Origin of the sequence: Kitasatospora sp. NPDC058444 (assembly GCF_042721415.1) — a bacterium.
Lineage (GTDB): Bacteria > Actinomycetota > Actinomycetes > Streptomycetales > Streptomycetaceae > Kitasatospora.
On record NZ_JBHXLL010000014.1, the window covers coordinates 104,252 to 122,965 of the forward strand.

Sequence of the window (18,714 nt, forward strand, 5' to 3'; positions counted from 1 at the left end):
CCCCTTGCCTTCTACTGACCCGGACGGAAGCCGGCGGTGATGGCGGCCTCGTTGGACTGGTAGTACTGCTGCGTCCGGTCGAGGTTGTCGGCGGCGCCGCCGAGCTTGCCGTGCAGGGTCTTGCACTGCTGCATCCACCGCTCCGTGCTGCTGGTGAGGGCGCCGCCGAAGGAGAAGCCGCGGATCCTGGCCGACGCGGTGCTCGCGTACTCGGTGAGGCTGTGCGCGCCCGCGCCCGCCTTGCCGTTGGCGTTGTCGAGGTCGGTGGCGATCTGGCGGGCTATCGCGGCCGAGGCGGTGAGTTCGTACGGGGTGTCCAGTCGGGTGGTGGCCTTGCCGGGCGGCATGAGGGGGAGCGGTGGCACGGTGGTGTCGCTCGTCTGTGCCGGATTGGCGTACGGCGACTTCGCGGCGTACGTGGACGCCGGGCCCGGCATCGGGTCCTTGGCCGGTGCGACCGGTCCTGTGACGAAGTTCGGGCTACCCATGTGCGGAGATCCTCCCCGATCGGCGATGCGGCCGCTCCCCTGCGGCATGACGACCGTACAGGGAGCCACTGTCAGTGCACTGACCCACCCTCCGTCATTCCGGGTGCGCGGGGAGTGGTCGGGCTCACCGGGGCCCGGGTGAGGGGGAATCGGCGGCTCGGCGCGGGGGAGGAGGTCTTGTTACCGGCGAGTCGCTTGCCTATCATCCCGAGTGTTACAGCTTTACTGTCAAACCCATCGGGAAGGGTTCAGCAGCCAGTGGGTGACGCGAGCAGTGCGCCGGCGGCCGGGGGGCCGCTGGCGGGTGTGCGGGTGGTGGAACTCGCCGGGATCGGGCCGGGGCCGTTCGCGGCGATGCTGTTGGGGGACCTCGGGGCGGACGTGGTGCGGGTGGACCGCCCGGAGCCCTCGCCGCTGGGCACCGATCCGGCGTACGACCTCAGCAACCGCAACAAGCGTTCGGTGCTGATCGACCTGAAGTCCCCCGAAGGTCCCGGGCAGGTGCTGGACCTGGTCGAGCGGGCGGACCTGCTCATCGAGGGCTACCGGCCGGGCGTCGCGGAGCGCCTCGGAGTCGGGCCCGAGGCCTGCCTGGCGCGCAATCCGGCGCTGGTGTACGGACGGATGACCGGCTGGGGGCAGCACGGCCCCCGGGCGGCGACCGCCGGGCACGACCTCGGGTACGCGGCGGTCGCCGGGGTGCTCGGGATGGTGGCGGCGCCGGGCGGGGCCGACGAGGCCCCCGGCATCCCGGCCAACCTGCTGGGCGACTACGCGGGCGGCTCGCTCTACCTGGTCGTCGGCCTGCTCGCCGGGCTGCACCACGCCCGGGCCACGGGCGCCGGACAGGTCGTCGACGCCGCGATCGTGGACGGCGCGGCGCACCTCGGCAGCATGCTGTGGGGCCTGCTCGCGGCCGGCCACTGGCAGGACCGCCGGGGCGTCAACCTGCTGGACGGCGGTGCGCCGTTCTACGCCCTCTACCGGGCGTCCGACGGCGGGCACCTGGCCGTCGGCGCCCTGGAGCCGCGCTTCTACGCCGAGTTCGCCCGGCTGCTGGAGCTGGGCCCCGACGCGCCCGGCCAGTACGACCCGGCCCGCTGGCCCGAGCTGCGGGCCCGGATCGCCGCCCGCTTCGCCACCCGGACCAGGGCCGAGTGGGAGGCCGTCTTCGCGGGCTCCGACGCCTGCGTGGAACCGGTGCTGACGATGCGTCAGGCAGCCGCCGACGGTCACCTGTCGGCGCGCGGGACGTACGCCGAGGTGGACGGAGTCGCCCAGCCCGCCCCCGCCCCGCGCTTCTCCGCGACCCCCGGCGCCCTGCGCCGCCCGCCGGCCCGGCCGGGCGCGGACACCGGCGAGGTGGCCCGCGACTGGGGCGTCCCCTCCCTCGGTGCCGGCGTCCCGCCCTCCGACCCCGGCGTCGCTTCCCCCAACCCCTCGGCAGAGCAAGGAGAGTAGCGGTGCGGCGCGAGATCTTCACCGAGCAGCACGACGACTTCCGGGCCACCGTGCGGGCCTTCCTGGCCAAGGAGGTGCTGCCGCACTACGGCCGCTGGGAGAAGGCCGGCATCGTCGACCGCTCCGCCTGGCTCGCGGCCGGCCGCCAGGGCCTGCTCGGCCTCGCCGTCCCCGAGGAGTACGGCGGCGGCGGCACCCCCGACTTCCGCTACGCCGCCGTGCTGGCCGAGGAGTTCGCCCGGGCCGGTGCCTCCGGACTGGCGATCGGCCTGCACAACGACATCATCGGCCCGTACCTCACCTCGCTCGCCACCGAGGAGCAGAAGCGCCGCTGGCTGCCCGGCTTCTGCTCGGGCGAGCTGATCACCGCGATCGCGATGACCGAGCCCGGTACCGGCTCCGACCTCCAGGGCATCCGCACCCAGGCGGTCGGCCAGGGTGACCACTACCTGCTCAACGGCGCCAAGACCTTCATCTCCAACGGCATCCTCGCCGACCTGGTGATCGTGGTCGCCCGCACCACCCCCGAGGGCGGCGCGCACGGGCTGAGCCTGCTGGCCGTCGAGCGCGGAACGCCCGGTTTCGAGCGCGGCCGCAATCTCGACAAGATCGGCCAGAAGGCCCAGGACACCGCCGAGTTGTTCTTCGAGGACGTCCGGGTGCCGAAGGAGAACCTGATCGGCGAGCTCAACGGCGGCTTCGTCCACCTGATGCAGAACCTCGCCCAGGAGCGGCTCACCATCGCCGCCGCGGCGATCGCCGGGGCCGAGTACCTGGTCGAGATCACCACCGACTACGTCAAGCAGCGCGAGGCCTTCGGCCGTCCGCTCGCCAAGCTCCAGCACGTCCGCTTCGAGATCGCCGAACTGGCCACCGAGTGCGCCGTCACCCGGGCCTTCGTGGACCGCTGCATCACCGAGCACAACCGTTGGGCGCTCACCCCGGCGGACGCCTCGATGGCCAAGTGGTGGGCCACCGAGCTGCAGAAGCGCACCGCCGACCGCTGCCTCCAACTGCACGGCGGCTACGGCTACATGAGTGAGTTCCCGGTCGCCCGGGCGTTCACCGACGGCCGCATCCAGACCATCTACGGCGGCACCACCGAGATCATGAAGGAGATCGTCGGCCGTTCCATCCTCGGCTGACCGTTCCACCCCTCACGTCTTACATCTCACGTCCCCGAGCGTTCCCCGCAGACCCCCTGCCCCGAAAACCCGCTGAAAGGCGTTCCCACCGTGACCACCGAAGCGTACGTCTACGACGCGATCCGCACCCCGCGCGGCCGGGGCAAGGCCTCCGGCTCGCTGCACGGCACCAAGCCGATCGACCTGGTCGTCGGACTGATCCACGAACTGCGCAACCGCTTCCCCGGGTTGGACCCGGCCGCGATCGACGACATCGTGCTCGGCGTGGTCAGCCCGGTCGGCGACCAGGGCTCCGACATCGCCCGGATCGCCGCCATCGCGGCCGGCCTGCCCGACACCGTCGCGGGCGTCCAGGAGAACCGCTTCTGCGCCTCCGGCCTGGAAGCCGTCAACCTGGCCGCCGCCAAGGTCCGTTCCGGCTGGGAGGACCTGGTCCTGGCCGGCGGCGTGGAGTCGATGTCCCGGGTCAAGATGGCCTCCGACGGCGGTGCCTGGTTCGCCGACCCGATGACGGCGTACGAGACCAACTTCGCCCCGCAGGGCATCGGCGCCGACCTCATCGCCACCATCGAGGGCCTCTCCCGCACCGACGTGGACGCCTTCGCCGCCGAGTCCCAGGCCCGCGCCGCCAAGGCCCAGGCGGACGGACTGTTCGACCGCTCGGTCGTCCCGGTGCGCGACCGCAACGGCCTGGTCGTGCTGGAGCGCGACGAGTTCATCCGCCCCGGCACCACCGTCGAGACCCTGGCCGGCCTCAAGCCCTCCTTCGCCGCCATCGGCGAGGCCGGCGGCTTCGACGCCGTCGCCCTCCAGAAGTACCACTGGGTCGAGGCCATCGACCACGTCCACCACGCGGGCAACTCCTCCGGCATCGTGGACGGCGCCGCGCTGGTGGCCATCGGCAACCGCGAGGTCGGCGAGCGGTACGGGCTGCGCCCGCGCGCCCGGATCGTCTCCGCCGCCGTCTCCGGCTCCGAGCCGACCATCATGCTCACCGGCCCCGCCCCGGCCACCCACAAGGCGCTCGCCAAGGCGGGGCTCACCGCCGCCGACATCGACCTGGTCGAGATCAACGAGGCCTTCGCCGCGGTCGCGCTCCGCTTCATCCGCGAACTCGGCTTCCGCCACGACCAGGTGAACGTCAACGGCGGCGCGATCGCGCTCGGCCACCCGCTCGGCGCCACCGGCGCGATGCTGCTCGGCACCGTGATCGACGAACTGGAGCGGCGTGACCTGCGCTACGGCCTGATCACCCTCTGCGTGGGCGGCGGCATGGGCATCGCCACCATCGTCGAGCGCATCTGAGCCCACCCGTCGCCCGCCGCCACCCTTCTTGGGACACGCCGTGCGTGGCACCTCCTCCGCAGACCGGTAGATCTGGAGACCGTGAACCCATGAGCGACACCACCACCATCCGCTGGGAGCAGGACCAGGACGGCGTGGTCACCCTCGTCCTCGACGACCCCACCCAGTCCGTCAACACCATGAACGAGGCCTTCGCCGCCGACTTCGAGACCGTCGTCGAGCGGCTGGCGGCCCTGGCCGCCTCGGACGCGCTGCGCGGCGTGGTGATCACCTCCGGCAAGAAGACCTTCTTCGCCGGGGGAGACCTGCGGATGCTCTCCGCCGCCCGCCCCGAGGACGCCGAGGCCGTGTTCGAGAAGTCGATGCGGATCAAGCGCTCGCTGCGCAAGCTGGAGACCCTCGGCAAGCCGGTCGTCGCCGCCGTCAACGGCAGCGCGCTCGGCGGCGGCCTGGAGATCGCCCTCGCCTGCCACCACCGGATCGCGCTGAACAGCCCCGCCAGCCGGATCGGCCTGCCCGAGGTGACCCTCGGCCTGCTGCCGGGCGGCGGCGGAGTGGTCCGTACGGTCCGGCTGTTCGGCATCACCGACGCCCTGCTGAAGTTCCTGCTCCAGGGCCGCCAGTACCGTCCCGCGCAGGCGCTGGAGCACGGACTGGTCCACGAACTGGTCGACACCCCCGAGGAACTGGCCGCCCGGGCGCGCGCCTGGATCGAGGCCAACCCGACCGCCGTCCAGCCCTGGGACGTCAAGGGCCACAAGATCCCCGGCGGCACCCCGGCCACCCCGGCCTTCGCGGCCAACCTCCCCGCCTTCCCGGCCAACCTGCGCAAGCAGCTGAACGGCGCGCCCTACCCGGCCCCGCGCAACATCCTGGCCGCCGCCGTGGAGAGCGCCCAGGTGGACGTCGACACCGCGATGACCATCGAGACCCGCTACTTCACCGAGCTGGTCTGCGGGCAGACCAGCAAGAACATGATCCAGGCGCTGTTCTTCGACATGCAGGCGGTCAACTCCGGTGCCGGGCGGCCGAAGGACGTCGAGAAGCGGCCGGTCCGCAAGGTCGCGGTGCTCGGCGCCGGGATGATGGGCGCGGGCATCGCCTACACCTGCGCCAAGGCCGGCATCGACGTCGTGCTCAAGGACGTCAGCGTCGAGGCCGCCGAGCGCGGAAAGGCCTACTCCGAGGGGCTGCTGAACAAGGCCGTCGCGCGCGGGCGCTCCACCGAGGCCAAGCGCGACGAGCTGCTGGCCCGGATCACCCCCACCGCCGAGGCCGCCGACCTGGCCGGCTGCGACGCGGTGATCGAGGCCGTCTTCGAGAACACCGAGCTCAAGCACAAGGTGTTCCAGGAGATCGAGGGCGTGGTCGACGCCGACGCGCTGCTCTGCTCCAACACCTCCACCCTGCCGATCGGCGTGCTCGCGGAAGGAGTCGAGCGCCGGAACGACTTCATCGGGCTGCACTTCTTCTCGCCGGTCGACAAGATGCGGCTGGTCGAGATCATCCGCGGCCCGCAGACCGGCGACGAGGCGCTGGCCCGCGCCTTCGACCTGGTCCGGCAGATCGACAGGACCCCGATCGTGGTCAACGACTCGCGCGGCTTCTTCACCTCGCGGGTGATCGGCCAGTTCATCAACGAGGGCGTCGCCATGGTCGGCGAGGGCGTCCACCCGTCCAGCATCGAGCAGGCCGCCGCCCAGGCCGGCTACCCCGCCAAGGTGCTCTCCCTGATGGACGAACTCACCCTCACCCTGCCGCGCAAGATCCGCGACGAGTACCGGCGCGCGGCGGAGGCGGCCGGCGGCACCTGGACGCCGCACCCGGCGGACGCGGTCGTCGACCGGATGGTCGACGAGTTCGGCCGCCCCGGCCGCAGCGGCGGCGCGGGCTTCTACGAGTACGGCGAGGACGGCAAGCGCGGGCGGCTCTGGCCCGGACTGCTGGAGCACTTCGGCGGCGGCGCCACCGAGGTGCCCTTCGAGGACCTCAAGGAGCGGATGCTGTTCAGCGAGGCGCTGGACTCGGTGCGCTGCCTGGAGGAGGGCGTGCTGACCTCGGTCGCCGACGCCAACGTCGGCTCGATCCTCGGCATCGGCTTCCCGGCCTGGACGGGCGGTGTGTTCCAGTACATCAACGGCTACGAGGGCGGACCGGCCGGCTTCCTGGCCCGCGCCCGCGAACTCGCCGCCGCGTACGGCGAGCGGTTCGCGCCGCCGGCGCTGCTGGAGCGGGTGGCCGCCGAGGGCCGGACCTTCACGGACTGACCCGCAGACCCGCCCGGGCTCCGGTGGGGGCCGTGCCTGGGGCCGTGCGTGGGCCGTGTGGGGCCGTGCACCGCACGGCCCCACACAGCCCCGCTACTGCTTCTTCTCTTCCCCTGCCTCTTTCTCTCCCTCTCCCTCTTCCTCCTGGCGCAGCTCCTCGCCCAGCTCCTCCCGCAGGTACCGCTGGAAGGCGGTGACCAGCGCCTGCGCCACCATCGGCTGGATGTGGTCCGTCAGCGCCCGCATCCGCGCCAGCTCCTCCGGCGTGGGCTCGCTCTCCCGGTACGGCTTCCACACCGTCTCGCGGAACAGCCGCTGCAACTCCCGCGCCGTCGCGCGGCTGTGCTCCACCACCACCGCCCGGGCGGCCAGCAACGTCTCCAGCGGGATCGGCACGTCCAGGATCCGCACGCCCAGCGGCAGCAGCCCGGGATCCACCCGGAACACCTCCGGATCCCCCGTCCGCTCCATCGCCCCCATCGCGGCGAGCCGCTCGACCTGCTCCTCCGTCAGCCCCCGCCCGGCCCGCCGCTCCAACTGCGCCCTGGTGGCCTCCTCCGGGGCCTCCGGCGTCCAGGACGCCACCAGCGCACGGTGGATCGCCAGGTCCAGCGGGGTGCTGTCCTCCGGCAGCCGCGCCAGGTACCGCTCGATCGCCGCCAGCGTCAGCCCCTGCCGCTGCAACTCCTCGATCAGCTCCAGCCGGTCCAGGTGCACCGCCCCGTACAGCCCGACCCGCCGCGGCCCCAGCTCCGGCGGCGGCAGCAGCCCCTTCGTCCCGTAGAACCGCACCGTCCGCACCGTCACCCCGGCCCGCGCCGCCAGCTCGTCCACGGTCAGCCGCAGCCCGACCCCCACCCCGCCGTGCTCCCCCATCCGCCGCCTCCCACACTGGCACACTCCTGCTGTGACACCAGCAGTGTGACAGTGCCCGCCGCCCCGGGTCCATCAGCTCCATCGGGCCCATCAGCTCCATCAGGCCCAGCGGAGGAACACCCCTGCGCCGATCACCGGCTACGGCGCAGGGCAGATCGGGTCGGGTAGCTCGGGTCGGGCAGACGGGGCCGGTCGACTCCGCGACGTGACGGATTCGGGCGGGGCGGAGCCTGGTTGCGGAGCCTGGTGGGGCGGCGGGCGTCGTGGTGGGGTGGGCTGTCAGGCGAGGGTGGCGTGGTGGCGGCGGGTGACTTCGGGGTGGGCCCTGGTGTAGCCCTTCCACTCGTTGAGGCCGAAGTCGGCGAAGAGCGGGTTGGCCGGGTCGTCGGTGGCGCCGGGGGCGTGGTGGGCGAGCGGGAAGTCGAGCGGCTCGATGTGGGCGTCGAGGCGGGGGTTGAAGAAGAACGGCACCGAGAAGCGCTCGCGGGCGCCGGGCGGGCTGACCACGCGGTGGCTGGTGGCCTTGAGGTAACCGTCCGTGGCCACCTCCAACAGCTCGCCGAGGTTGACGACGAAGGCGCCGTCGAGCGGCGGGACGTCCAGGAAGGTGCCGTCCGCGCGCTCGACCTGGAGGCCGCCGACGGTGTCCTGCAGCAGCAGGGTGATGAAGCCGTAGTCCTTGTGGGTGCCGACGCCCTGGCCGGTGCCGTCCGGGGCGGTGCCGGGGTAGCGGACCAGCTTGAGGCGCAGGTGGGGGTGGCCCGCGAAGGCCTCGTCGTAGAAGTCGGGCCGGGCGCCGATGGCGGCGAGGAGTTCGTGCAGCAGGCGGCGGGCGACCGCGCCGAGGTGGTCGATCCAGCCGAGCGCGGCGGTGCGCAGCGCGGGGAGCGCCTCGGGCCACTGGTTGGGCCCCTCCAGCCACCAGTACGGGGGCTCGCCGGCACCGGGGACGTGCGGGGGCAGCTCGGCGCCGATGTCGAGCTGGTCGCGCCAGTCCTGGCTGCCGCCGGTGCGCTCGTCGCCCGTGCGGGTGTAGCCCCGGTAGTGGGGGGAGTTGAGGTTGCTCACGGCGAGGCGGTCGGCCTCGGGGAGGGCGAAGAAGGCCCGCATGGCCCGGGCGAGCGCGGCGGTCTCATCCGGGGTGACGCCGTGGCCGACGAGCTGGAAGAAGCCGACGCCGGTGGCCGCGGCGCGGAGCTCGTCGTGCAGGCGGCGGCGGTCCTCGGGGCTGCCGTCGGCGAGCGAGAGGTCAATCACCGGGAGGGCGTCCGCCGGGGCGGAGCCGGTGCCGGTCTCGGATATGGGCGTGTACTGCTGCGTCATGTGTGACATCCGCTGGGTCTCGTCCCGGCTGGTCCCGGTGGTCGACCGGGGGAGGCCGGAGCAGCGCCTGGTGCGGCGGATGCTCGGGAGCCGGGGGGTGGTGGCGGCCGGGCAGGGGCCGCCGTGAGGGTGGGTGGCGCGAGGTTCAGCCGGAGCGTCGACAGGACATGGTCGTCACGCGGAGCAGGTCCACGTGGCGGCGGCGAACAAGGATGAGCACCTCACCAGCGTAATTGACCCGTTCTGCGGCAGGCGAGCCCCGTACAGCGGAGGGCCACTGGCCATTTGTCGGTGATCTATCAAGTTTTGTGCCGGTGGTGCCGGAGTGGGTCGACGGCGGCTCCTCTCAGGAGTTGTTGAGGTAGGCCAGGACGGCCAGGACCCGGCGGTTGTCGTCATCGGAGGGCTGGAGGTCGAGCCGTACGAAGATCGATGCGGTGTGCTTGGCGACCGCCCGCTCGGTGATCACCAGCTGCTGGGCGATCGCCGCGTTGGACCGGCCCTCCGCCATCAGCGCCAGCACCTGCCGCTCGCGCGGTGAGAGGGTGGAGACCGGGCCGGCCGAGGAGTTGTGGGTGAGCAGCCGGGTGATCACCTCCGGATCCATCGCGGTGCCGCCCTGGGCGACCCGCCGGACGGCGTCGATGAACTGGGTGCCGTCCATCACCCGGTCCTTGAGCAGGTAGCCGATCCCGCCGGTGCTGCCGGCGAGCAGCTCGCGCGCGTACAGCTGCTCCACGAACTGCGACAGCACCAGGACGGGCAGACCCGGATGGGCCCGACGAGCCGCCAGCGCGGCCCGCAGGCCCTCGTCGGTGAAGCCCGGCGGCAGCCGGACGTCGACCACGGCGATGTCGGGACGGTCCGCGGCGATCGCGGCGAGCAGCTGCTCGCCGTCCTCCACCGCCGCGGTGACCTTCATGCCGCCGGCCTCCAGCAGCCGGGTCAGGCCGTCCCGGAGGAGGAAGAGGTCTTCGGCGATGACAACGCGCACGGGATCTCCAGGTTCACGATGGTCGGCCCGCCGGACGGGCTGCTGATCGCGAGCACCCCGTCGAAGGCGGCCAGTCGGCGTTCGGTTCCGCTGAGGCCGGTTCCCCGGGACGGGTCGGCGCCGCCGCGCCCGTCGTCGGTGACCGATATCCGCAACAGCCCGCCACTGTGCCCTATCTCGATCCACACCTGCGAGGCCCCCGCGTGTTTCACCACGTTGGCCAGCAGCTCCGTCACCGCGAAGTAGGCCGCCGACTCCACCGGGGCGGGCGCCCGGCCCGGCAGGGCGCCGCTGAAGCCGACCGGCAGCGGCATGTCCAGCGCCGTCGCCTGAACCGCGTCGGCCAGGCCGCGGTCGGCGAGCACCGGGGGGTGGATGCCGCGGACCAGGTCCCGCAGCTCGCCCAGCGCCTTCACCGAGGACAGCCGGGCCTCGGCCAGCAGCGGACCGAGGGCGTCCGGGTCGTCCTTCAGCTGCTCGGCCACGGTCAGCAGCATGCCCAGTGCCACCAGCCGGGCCTGCGCCCCGTCGTGCAGGTCCCGCTCGATCCGGCGCAGCTCGGCCGCGCCGGCGTCGATGGTGTCCGCCCTGGTCCGCGCCAGATGGCTGACCTGGCGGGCGAGCTCGGCCCGCCGGGAGGGCCCGAGCAGGGCCCGGGCGGCCTTCTCGTGGATCCGCAGGGCCGGTGGGGCGGCCCACAGGACGGCCGCCGGAGCGACGGCCAGGCCCATCGAGTAGACGACGCCCAGGGCGAAGAACCGTCCGTCCCGGCCGAAGACCTCCAGGGCGACCGGGGTCAGCACGATGATCGCGGCGGTGAGCAGCACGGCGGCGCCGGTGAGCAGCGTCCAGGCGAAGTCCCGCCAGGTCGCCGGATCGGTGAGCCAGCCTCCGGCCCGCAGCCGCCGCCAGGGACCGGCCCCGACCGGTCGGCGGTACGGCACCGGGATCGGCCGCCCGCTCCACTTCCCGACCGTCCGCCTGCTCTCCGTCGCGATCCAGCGGGCCCCGAACAGCCCCAGCACCAGCAGCGAGGGCGCCAGCCAGAGCGAGCCGGACCGGCCGCCGGGCGCGGCACCCCCGTAGAGGTGCGTCGCCATCAGCGCTATCGCCCCCGGGGCGAACAGCGCGGCGCCGACCGCCCGGCCGCCGCCCCCGGTGGCCCAGCAGAGTGCCCAGAGGGCGACCGGCGCCATCGGCACCACCAGGATCATCGGCCCGCCCGGGTGGAAGTCCCGGGGCTCGTCCGGACCGAACAGCGCGGCGGCCAGCAGGACCGGCCCCGCCAGCAGCGCGAGGAGGCCCGTCACGGCCAGCGTCGCCGCGTACCAGGCGCGCACCCCGTCCGCGCACGCCCGGCCGACCCTCAGGGCCAGCCCGTTCAGCACTCCCGCGTTCATGACGCGCCCCCTTTTCCTTCCGTGGCCCCCGGTCGGGGATCTCGAAGCCGCAGACCCGAGACCGCGGCCCCGTAGACCGCGGCCCCGTAGACCACGGCCCCCGAGACCGCGGACCGAAGCCGCAGACCCGAAGCCGCGGCCCCCGAGGCCACGGGCCTGAAGCCGTCGTTCCGAGGCCCCGCGGACCCGGTTCCGATCTTTCGATGGGTCAGTCTGCCTGTCCGGGCCGCCCGGTGCTCTAGGCCTGAACACCCAGTTCGGGGTGTATCTGGATACACCCCGTAGAGGCCGTCCAGACGGCTGTCGGCACCCCGCCTCGGATTCGTAGCGTCATGTCCCGTCAGCCGGCCCGGGGTCCCCGGTGCCGGACCCAGAACAGTGGAGGGCCCGTGAACGCGCCGATCATCCGGATCCGCGGCGTCAGCAAGACGTACGACCGATCCGACGCCGCCCGTCCCGCCCTGGCCGGGCTCGACCTGGAGGTCCGGGCCGGCGAGGCGCTGGCCGTGCTCGGCCGCTCGGGCAGCGGAAAGTCCACCCTGCTGAACCTGATCGCCGGCCTGGACCGCCCGAGCGAGGGCGAGGTGGAGGTGGACGGCGTCGCCGTGCACCGGCTCGGCGAGGCCGCGCTCGCCGAGTACCGGCGGGCGCGGATCGGCATGGTGTTCCAGTTCTTCAACCTGCTGGACGACCTGAACGCGGAGGACAACGTGCTGCTCCCCGCCCAGCTGGCGGGGATGCGGCGGGAGCAGGCCCGGGCCCGGGCCAGGGAGCTGATGGAGCGGCTGGGGGTGGCCCGGCACGCCAAGGCCTTCCCCGGCCGGCTCTCCGGCGGCGAGCGCCAGCGGGTCGCGGTGGCCCGGGCGCTGATGAACCGTCCGCCGCTGTTGCTGGCCGACGAGCCCACCGGGGCGCTGGACACCGCCTCGGCCGCCGACGTCCGCGACCTGCTGCGCGGGCTCAACGCGGAGGGCCAGACGATCCTGCTGGTCACCCATGACACCGCGTTCGCCGAGGCCTGCGCCGAGCGGACGATCGAACTGCTCGACGGCCGACTGGTCCGGGACACGGCGGCCGCGGCGGCACCGGGCGGTGGCCGATGAGCGCGCTCGGCAAGGTGGTGCGCGCCGGGGTCGGCCGTCGGCGGGTGCAGACGCTGGTGATGGTGCTCACCACGATGGTGTCCGTGACGGCGTGCATCCTCGCGCTCGGCCTGCTGGTCGCCGCCCAGGGTCCCTACCAGCGCTCCTTCGCGGATCAGCGCGGCGCCCACCTCAACGTGCTGTACGACCGGGCGAAGGCGAGCCCCGCCGAGCTCGCCGCGTCGGCCCACGCGCCCGGCGTGACGGCCACGGCCGGCCCCTACCAGGCGGTGACCGTCCAGCCGCGCTCCGGCCCCGGCACCCGGATCCCGCCGGCCGGGAGCCCGCTGCCGCCGATGACGCTCGTCGGCCGTGCCCAGGACGGTGCGCTGGACGGCCTGCGGATCACCGAAGGCCGCTGGATCGCGGGCCCCGGCGAGGTGGTGTTCCTGGACGGGCACTCCCCGCTGGCGGTCGGCGACAGCACGGAGTTCCCGGACCTGCCGGGGCACCCGACGCTCAAGGTCGTCGGCCTGGCGGCCTCGGTCTCCTGGAGCGCGGACGGCTGGGTCGCCCCGGAGCAGGTGGCCGGGCTGACGGCGCCCGGCACGGCACCCGCCGTCCAGTACCTCTACCGCTTCGCCCACGCCGACGGCGACGCCGAGGTGGCGGCCGACCGCGCCGCGCTGGCCGCCGCCGTCCCGGGCGAGGCGATCGCCAGGGTCACCTCCTACCGGCCCGCCCGGGAGGAGGCGAACCGAACGGCCTCGACCTTCGTCCCGTTCGTCACGGCCTTCGGGGTGCTCGGGCTGGCCATGTCGGTGCTGATCATCGGCGTCGTGGTCAGTGGCGCCGTCAGCGCCGCCGCCCGGCGGATCGGCATCCTCAAGTCCCTGGGCTTCACCCCCGCCCAGGTGGCGCGCGCCTACGTCGGCCAGGCGCTGATCCCCGCCGGGCTCGGCACGGCGCTCGGTGTGTGCCTCGGAAACCTGCTGTCCGTGCCGGTCCTCGGGCTGGCCCACAAGGCCCTGCGCGGAGGGCTGCTCGGCATCCCGACCTGGGTGGACGCCGTGGTCGCGGTGATGGCGCTGGCGGCCGTGACGGGCACCGCCCTGGTACCGGCCCTGCGGGCCGGGCGGCTGCGGACGGTGGAGGCGCTCGCGGTCGGCCGGACGGCTCCGGGCGCCAAACGGGCGGCCGCCAGCCGCGCGGTCGGGGAGGCGGGGACGGCGGCTGGGGCTGGGGCGGCGGGCCCGCTGTCCCGGGCGCAGGACCTGATCGGCCGGCTGCCGGTGCCACGGGCGTTCAGTCTCGGGCTGGCCTCCCCGCTCAACCGGCCGGGCCGCTCGGCGACCACCGGCGCCGCCGTGGCGCTCGGCACGGTCGGGGCCACCCTCTGCGTCGGCCTGACGCTCTCGCTGGGCTCAATCCAGGAGGGCCTGACGGCCGGCCGCGCGGACAAGGTGGTGGTCCAGGCCCCGATCGAGGGCAGCGCGCAGCCCGTCGACCATGTGGACGAGGCGGCCGTGACCCAGGCCATCGAGGACCGACCGGGCACCCGCGCCTGGTACAGCACCGCTCCGGCCCAGGCCACCCTGGCCGGGGGCACCGGGCGCTCCGAGGTGCTCGCGTTCAGCGGCGACGCCTCCTGGAGCGGCTTCCAACTGGTCTCCGGCCGCTGGTTCCACGGCCCCGGCGAGGTCGTGGTGGCCGCCGCCTACCTGCGGGCCAATCAGGCGAAGGTCGGTGACACCGTCGCCCTCACCGACCATGGCCGCAGCATCCCGGCGAAGATCACCGGCGAGGTTCTGGCCACCAATGACGTGGTGTTCACGGACCGGGCCGCGCTGGCGCCGCTCGGCGGCGCGATCCACGCCGAGGCGCTCACCTTCCACATCGACCTCACCCCGGGCAGCGACACTCAGGCCTACGCCGACGAGCTCGACCAAGCGGTGAAGCCGCTGGGCTTGAGCGCCGATCCCGGCGGGGAGCACGTCAACATCGTGGTGCTGGCGATGAACACCCTGGCGGGCGTGCTCACGGTGCTGCTCTCCGTGGTGGCGGGGCTCGGGGTGCTCAACACCGTGCTGCTGGAGACCAGGGATCGGGTGCACGACCTCGGAGTGTTCAAGGCACTCGGGATGTCGCCCCGGCAGACGGTCGGCATGGTGCTCACCTCGGTCTGCGGCAGCGGGCTGGTGGCCGGGTTGATCGGAGTCCCGATCGGTGTCCTGGTGCACCACCAGGTGATGCCCGCGATGGCCCGGGCAGCCGGGATCGGGGTGCCGGACGCCGACCTCGCCGTGTTCTCCCCGGCGGTGTCGGGGCCGCTGATACTCGGCGGCCTGGTGCTGGCCCTGCTCGGCGCCGCCCTCCCGGCCACCTGGGCGGCCCGCACCCGGACGGTCACGGCGCTGCGGACGGAGTGACAACGGGGGAGGAGCGGGAGCGGAGCCGCCCGGCGTCCGGTCCGGCCCGGTCTGATCCGGCACGGGAGCCCTCGTAAGGCTCCCGTGCCAGACAGGCCAGACAGGCCAGGCCGGGGTAGACCGGTCCGGTCCGGTGCCGGCCGGACCGGGCCAAGGCAAGGCAGGGCAGGCCAGGCCACGTCCTCCGATCGGCGTGGCTCAGGACAGCCGTGCCGCCGCGTACGCCTCCATGGCGGCGCGCTGGTACGCGGCCAGGCCGGGGGCGATGGCCTCGTACGCGGCGCTCCACTGCTCGTTCTCGGTGCAGGACCGGGCGATCGCCAGGAACTCCTCGGTCGGGACCGAACGGATGGTGCGGAGCAGCTGGTACTCCTCGTCGATCGTGCTCTGCACGGGCTCGGCGTCGGCCGGGTGGCCGGCCGCCATCAGCTCCGCCAGGTGGATCATGCGGGCGGTCCGCTCGCGCTGTCCGGCCTCGATCTCGGCCGGGGACATCGCGGCGGTCGCGCGCCGGGCGGCCTCGGCGTGCTCGGGGAAGTCGCGCAGGCTCGCGTCGACGTCGTCGGGCTGGATGCCCTCGAACAGGTTCTCGGGGCGGTTGATGGTCATGAGCGTGCCGTCCTTCCGGGAGCGTTCCAGGTCGGCGATCGTGCGGGAAACGGTGGTGGCCAGGGCATCGAGCCGGTCGCGCTCGGCGACCAGCCGTCGGCGGTGGCCCCGCAGGGCCTCCAGCTCGTCGACCTGATCGCCCAGGATCCGGGCGATCTCGGTCAGCCCCACGCCCAGGGCCCGCAGTACGAGGATCTGTTGCAGCTGGAGCAACTGCCGTTCCTCGTAGTAGCGGTGGCCGTTGGAGCCGATCCAGGCCGGGGGCAGCAGCCCGATCTCGTCGTAGTGCCGCAAGGTCCTGGCGGTCACGCCGGACATCCGGGCCACTTCGGCGATGGGCCAGGCCATGGCCGCCTCCCTCGTTCTCCACGTCCTCACGTTCGCGCGGACCGGGGCCGGTTCTCCGGCCCCGGTCACGACGGTAGAAGCTGCCGCTGCGGCAGCTTCAAGCCCGAGGCTCCCGCCGCCTGTACATCCCGGACGTCCCGTACGCCCCGCACGCGGCCTACGCCTCGCCGAACCAGCCCAGGGACTGCCCGTGCGGCCCGGTGAAGGCCACCGGCCGCTCGTCCAGCGCGAGCGCGAACAGCCCGGAGGCGGCCGGGGCCGGGCGGGGGAGCCGTCGGGCGACGGCCGGCAGCACGGAAACCGCCTCGTTGGAGATCCAGTGCCCGGGCGACTCGCGCATCGTCGTCGCGAACTCCTCCCGCTGCTCCGGCGGCAGGTACGCGAGCACCGCGCTGTGGAACACCACCGGCGTTGCCCCGGCCGGAGCCCGCGCCACCAACTCCTCAACCGTCGCGTTGAGATCGCCGCGCACCAGCAGCGGCGGTTCGGCCCGGGCGACCCGAACGGCGCCGCGCAGCCGGTCCAGCCGATGGGTCTGCTCGGGCCAGACCAGCGACTCCAGCCAGCGCACGTCCTCCTCGGCCCGCACGTCCAGCGGATTGAGGTCGATCCCGGCCCGCCACACCACCTCGGGCAGCCGCTCCCGCAGGGAGCCGGGGAGCGGCACCGGACCGCTCACCACGCAATCCAGCGTCACCGGGCTCGCCTCGGAGCCGAACTCTGCGACCGGGACACCGGCCCCGCTGCCGCTGCCGCTGCCGCTGGCGCTGTTGCTGCTCTCGCTCCCACGTCCGGCTCCGGACAGGTAGCGGTACCGATACCGGTCCGGGTAGAGGCAGAGCCCGGCTGAGGCACCGACCTCGATCAGGGCGAGTGGCTGCGGCAGCGTGGCCAACAGCGGCAACAGGGTGGCGCAGCGGCCCGCCTCGTTGGTCTGCGTCCGCCGCTCCAGCATCGTCGCCGAGACCTCGGTCCAGTGCTCAACCGCCCAACCACGGAAGGCCGACCAGCCCTCGGTCACCGGCCCGCCCAGGTGCCGGACCGCGCCGAACAGCAGGTTCGGCTGACGCTTGGCGGTAGGCAACCCGTCCAGCAGCGCACACAACTGCCCGTCCTCGGCGACGCGTTCGGCCAGCTCCTGGTAGATCGGCGAGTTGCCGTGCGCCTCCCTCTCCGCGAACGTCCGGTAGAGCTCCCCCGTATCGCTGCGCATCCCCCGCAGGTCCCTTCGACGCTTCTCGAGTGATCGAATCGGCTCAGCCTACGCCTGGCCCCGCACCCTCCCGCCGCCCGCAGTTGGCCGACCGGCCGACGCCGGGTGTCGAACCCCGGGCGTTGAACCCCGGGCGTCGAATCCCAGAGCGTTGAACCCCGAGCGTCGAGCACTGCGTGCCCGATGACCCCAAGATCCAACAGGGGAACGGTTCCCCCGCGCTGCTCGGCGCTGCGCTGCCCGGCCCAGCCCAGCCCGGCCCGGCCACCGCCCCTCACCAGGGCCAGCACCAGCACCAGCACCAGAACCAGGCCGACCGAAGCGCTCAGCCGAGCAGGCCGCCCATGTGCCCGTCCTCGGCGAGCAGTCGCCAGGAGCAGCCGGGTGAGGCGAACGCCTCCGGGTCGACGGCCTCCACCAGCCGGTCCACCACCGCGCTCAGCAGTGCCTGCGGATCGAACACCGCCCAGGTGTCCCGGGCCCGGCCGTAGTCCCAGCGGTCCCACTCGGCGCGCAGCCGCTCGTACGTCCAGAGGGCGTAGAGCAGGGCGGACAGGTCGCGGTTCAGGTAGGCCTCGGGGTGGCCGTCGTCGTACCAGTCCGGCAGCTCCAGCCGGCCGGTGGCGCCGTCCAGGGCGATCGTGAGGTCGGTCGGCCAGTCCCCGAGGGCGAGGAAGTCCCGCTGGTACGGCCGCTCCTCCTCGCCGTCGAAGTACTCCGGGTACGCCTCGCCCATGGTGACCAGCGGTTCCTCGCACACCCCGAACATCGCCCCGCCCAGCGGCAGGCCGACCTCGGTCAGCAGCTGCCGGGTCGGCCCGTGCACCAGGGCCGCGGGCAGGTCCTCGGACCGGAACCGGTGCACCTGGCCGGGGCCGCCGTCCTGGTCCGTCAGCGCCGCCAGCTCCGCCGCCAGCTCCGGGGCCAGTTCGTACGCGGGTCCGCCCGGCGCGCCCGGCAGCGCACCCCAGCCCAGCGCCCGCACCAGCAGCGCGGTGCCCCAGTGCGGGGGCGGCGCGGACCCGTCGCCGAACAGTCCGGGATCGATCTCCCGCATCCGCCGCTCGGCCCCCGCCAGCACCTCGGCGACCACGGTGGGCCCGCGTCGCCCGTCCATCGCCTCCGGCCGTCGCGCCTCCGCGGCCACCGTGTCCACCTCACGCACCAGGTTCGCCAGCGCGGCCACGCCGGAGGCCAGCAGGTCGCGCCGCGAGCCACCGTTGTCCAGGAACACCTCGCCGGTCACCCCGTCCAGCAGCACCAGGCTGCCGCCGGCGGCGAACGGCGTGCAGTACTCCGTCTCCCCGAGGACGAACAGCCGCTCCGCCTCCGCCGGGAACGCCGTCAGCTCCCCGTCCTCAAGCGCCTCGAAGTCCAGGAACGCGCCGGTCGCCGGCAGTCCCTCCCGCGCCAGGAACTCCCGACTCCCCGTGTGCACCACCCCACCCGGCAGCTCCACCACCCGCGCAAACCCCACGTGTCCAACCCTTTCCCTGCCTGCCCCGTGACCCACAGACCCTAGCGGCCCGGCCCGACAACACCGAGGCACCCCGCGCGGGGAAGTGGTGTGGCGGCGCCGTCGATGTTCCAGTGCTCGGGCAGGTCCGTGTCGCCGGAGGCGCAGGTGTGGTGCTTCTCGCGGACGAGGTTGCAGCGGGGCACATCGTGGGCAGCGGCGGAAGGCCACCGCGTGGGTGAAGGCGCCGGGGTGCGGCAAGCAGCCGGGTGACAGGTCGACAGGTGGGGTGTGGCGGCTCCGGCAGGAGCCAGCCCG

General features: G+C 73.6%; 15 protein-coding genes. 7 read left to right on the plus strand and 8 right to left on the minus strand.

What is annotated here, in order from left to right:
- Positions 1–11 precede the first annotated feature (11 nt).
- Complete coding sequence (locus ACFWP2_RS17205) at positions 12–488, minus strand: hypothetical protein (RefSeq protein ID WP_380451902.1); 477 nt, start codon at positions 486–488, stop codon at positions 12–14.
- A 258-nt stretch (positions 489–746) separates the two neighbouring features.
- On the opposite strand from ACFWP2_RS17205, the gene ACFWP2_RS17210 reads away from it, so the two are divergent.
- The 4 genes from ACFWP2_RS17210 (at position 747) to ACFWP2_RS17225 (ending at position 6,666) form a co-directional block, all read left to right on the plus strand.
- Complete coding sequence (locus tag ACFWP2_RS17210) at positions 747–1,949, plus strand: CaiB/BaiF CoA transferase family protein (RefSeq protein ID WP_380451904.1); 1,203 nt, start codon at positions 747–749, stop codon at positions 1,947–1,949.
- A gap of 2 nt (positions 1,950–1,951) precedes the next feature.
- A complete protein-coding gene (locus ACFWP2_RS17215) occupies positions 1,952–3,094 on the plus strand; it encodes an acyl-CoA dehydrogenase family protein (protein ID WP_380451906.1) in 1,143 nt (380 codons plus the stop codon).
- A 90-nt stretch (positions 3,095–3,184) separates the two neighbouring features.
- Positions 3,185–4,399 carry an acetyl-CoA C-acetyltransferase gene (locus ACFWP2_RS17220; protein WP_380451908.1) on the plus strand — a complete coding sequence of 405 codons (1,215 nt, stop codon included), beginning with the start codon at positions 3,185–3,187 and terminating at the stop codon, positions 4,397–4,399.
- An 89-nt stretch (positions 4,400–4,488) separates the two neighbouring features.
- A complete protein-coding gene (locus tag ACFWP2_RS17225) occupies positions 4,489–6,666 on the plus strand; it encodes a 3-hydroxyacyl-CoA dehydrogenase NAD-binding domain-containing protein (RefSeq protein WP_380451910.1) in 2,178 nt (725 codons plus the stop codon).
- 93 nt (positions 6,667–6,759) lie between these two features.
- Here ACFWP2_RS17225 and ACFWP2_RS17230 read toward each other — a convergent pair whose 3' ends face one another.
- Positions 6,760–7,542 carry a MerR family transcriptional regulator gene (locus tag ACFWP2_RS17230; RefSeq protein WP_380451912.1) on the minus strand — a complete coding sequence of 261 codons (783 nt, stop codon included), beginning with the start codon at positions 7,540–7,542 and terminating at the stop codon, positions 6,760–6,762.
- Positions 7,543–7,821: 279 nt separating this feature from the next.
- Positions 7,822–8,865: an isopenicillin N synthase family dioxygenase gene (locus ACFWP2_RS17235; protein ID WP_380451914.1), complete on the minus strand. Its 1,044-nt coding sequence runs from the start codon at positions 8,863–8,865 to the stop codon at positions 7,822–7,824.
- On the opposite strand from ACFWP2_RS17235, the gene ACFWP2_RS17240 reads away from it, so the two are divergent.
- Positions 8,864–8,992 carry a hypothetical protein gene (locus tag ACFWP2_RS17240; protein WP_380451916.1) on the plus strand — a complete coding sequence of 43 codons (129 nt, stop codon included), beginning with the start codon at positions 8,864–8,866 and terminating at the stop codon, positions 8,990–8,992. The genes ACFWP2_RS17235 and ACFWP2_RS17240 overlap by 2 nt on opposite strands.
- A gap of 219 nt (positions 8,993–9,211) precedes the next feature.
- Here the strand turns inward: ACFWP2_RS17240 and ACFWP2_RS17245 are convergent, their stop codons facing one another.
- Both ACFWP2_RS17245 and ACFWP2_RS17250 read right to left on the minus strand, forming a co-directional pair.
- The gene (locus ACFWP2_RS17245) at positions 9,212–9,859 is read right to left on the minus strand and encodes a response regulator (protein WP_380451918.1); all 648 of its coding nucleotides are present in this window, start codon (positions 9,857–9,859) and stop codon (positions 9,212–9,214) included.
- The gene (locus ACFWP2_RS17250; protein WP_380451920.1) at positions 9,811–11,259 is read right to left on the minus strand and encodes a histidine kinase; all 1,449 of its coding nucleotides are present in this window, start codon (positions 11,257–11,259) and stop codon (positions 9,811–9,813) included. The genes ACFWP2_RS17245 and ACFWP2_RS17250 overlap by 49 nt, the downstream gene beginning before the upstream one ends.
- Positions 11,260–11,648: 389 nt before the next feature.
- Between ACFWP2_RS17250 and ACFWP2_RS17255 the strand changes: the two genes are divergently transcribed.
- Both ACFWP2_RS17255 and ACFWP2_RS17260 read left to right on the plus strand, forming a co-directional pair.
- Positions 11,649–12,362 (plus strand): ABC transporter ATP-binding protein, encoded by a 714-nt coding sequence (locus ACFWP2_RS17255; protein WP_380451922.1) that lies wholly within the window; start codon positions 11,649–11,651, stop codon positions 12,360–12,362.
- Positions 12,359–14,770 (plus strand): FtsX-like permease family protein, encoded by a 2,412-nt coding sequence (locus ACFWP2_RS17260; RefSeq protein WP_380451924.1) that lies wholly within the window; start codon positions 12,359–12,361, stop codon positions 14,768–14,770. Before ACFWP2_RS17255 ends, ACFWP2_RS17260 begins: the two co-directional genes overlap by 4 nt.
- 198 nt (positions 14,771–14,968) lie before the next feature.
- Here ACFWP2_RS17260 and ACFWP2_RS17265 read toward each other — a convergent pair whose 3' ends face one another.
- The 3 genes from ACFWP2_RS17265 to ACFWP2_RS17275 form a co-directional block, all read right to left on the minus strand.
- On the minus strand, positions 14,969–15,727 hold the full coding sequence (locus ACFWP2_RS17265) for a MerR family transcriptional regulator (RefSeq protein ID WP_380451926.1): 759 nt from the start codon (positions 15,725–15,727) through the stop codon (positions 14,969–14,971).
- A 157-nt stretch (positions 15,728–15,884) separates the two neighbouring features.
- Positions 15,885–16,940, minus strand: a complete 1,056-nt coding sequence (locus ACFWP2_RS17270; protein ID WP_380451928.1) for a DUF2332 domain-containing protein — start codon at positions 16,938–16,940, stop codon at positions 15,885–15,887.
- Positions 16,941–17,265: 325 nt separating this feature from the next.
- The gene (locus ACFWP2_RS17275; RefSeq protein WP_380451930.1) at positions 17,266–18,417 is read right to left on the minus strand and encodes an SUKH-4 family immunity protein; all 1,152 of its coding nucleotides are present in this window, start codon (positions 18,415–18,417) and stop codon (positions 17,266–17,268) included.
- Positions 18,418–18,714: the final 297 nt, after the last annotated feature.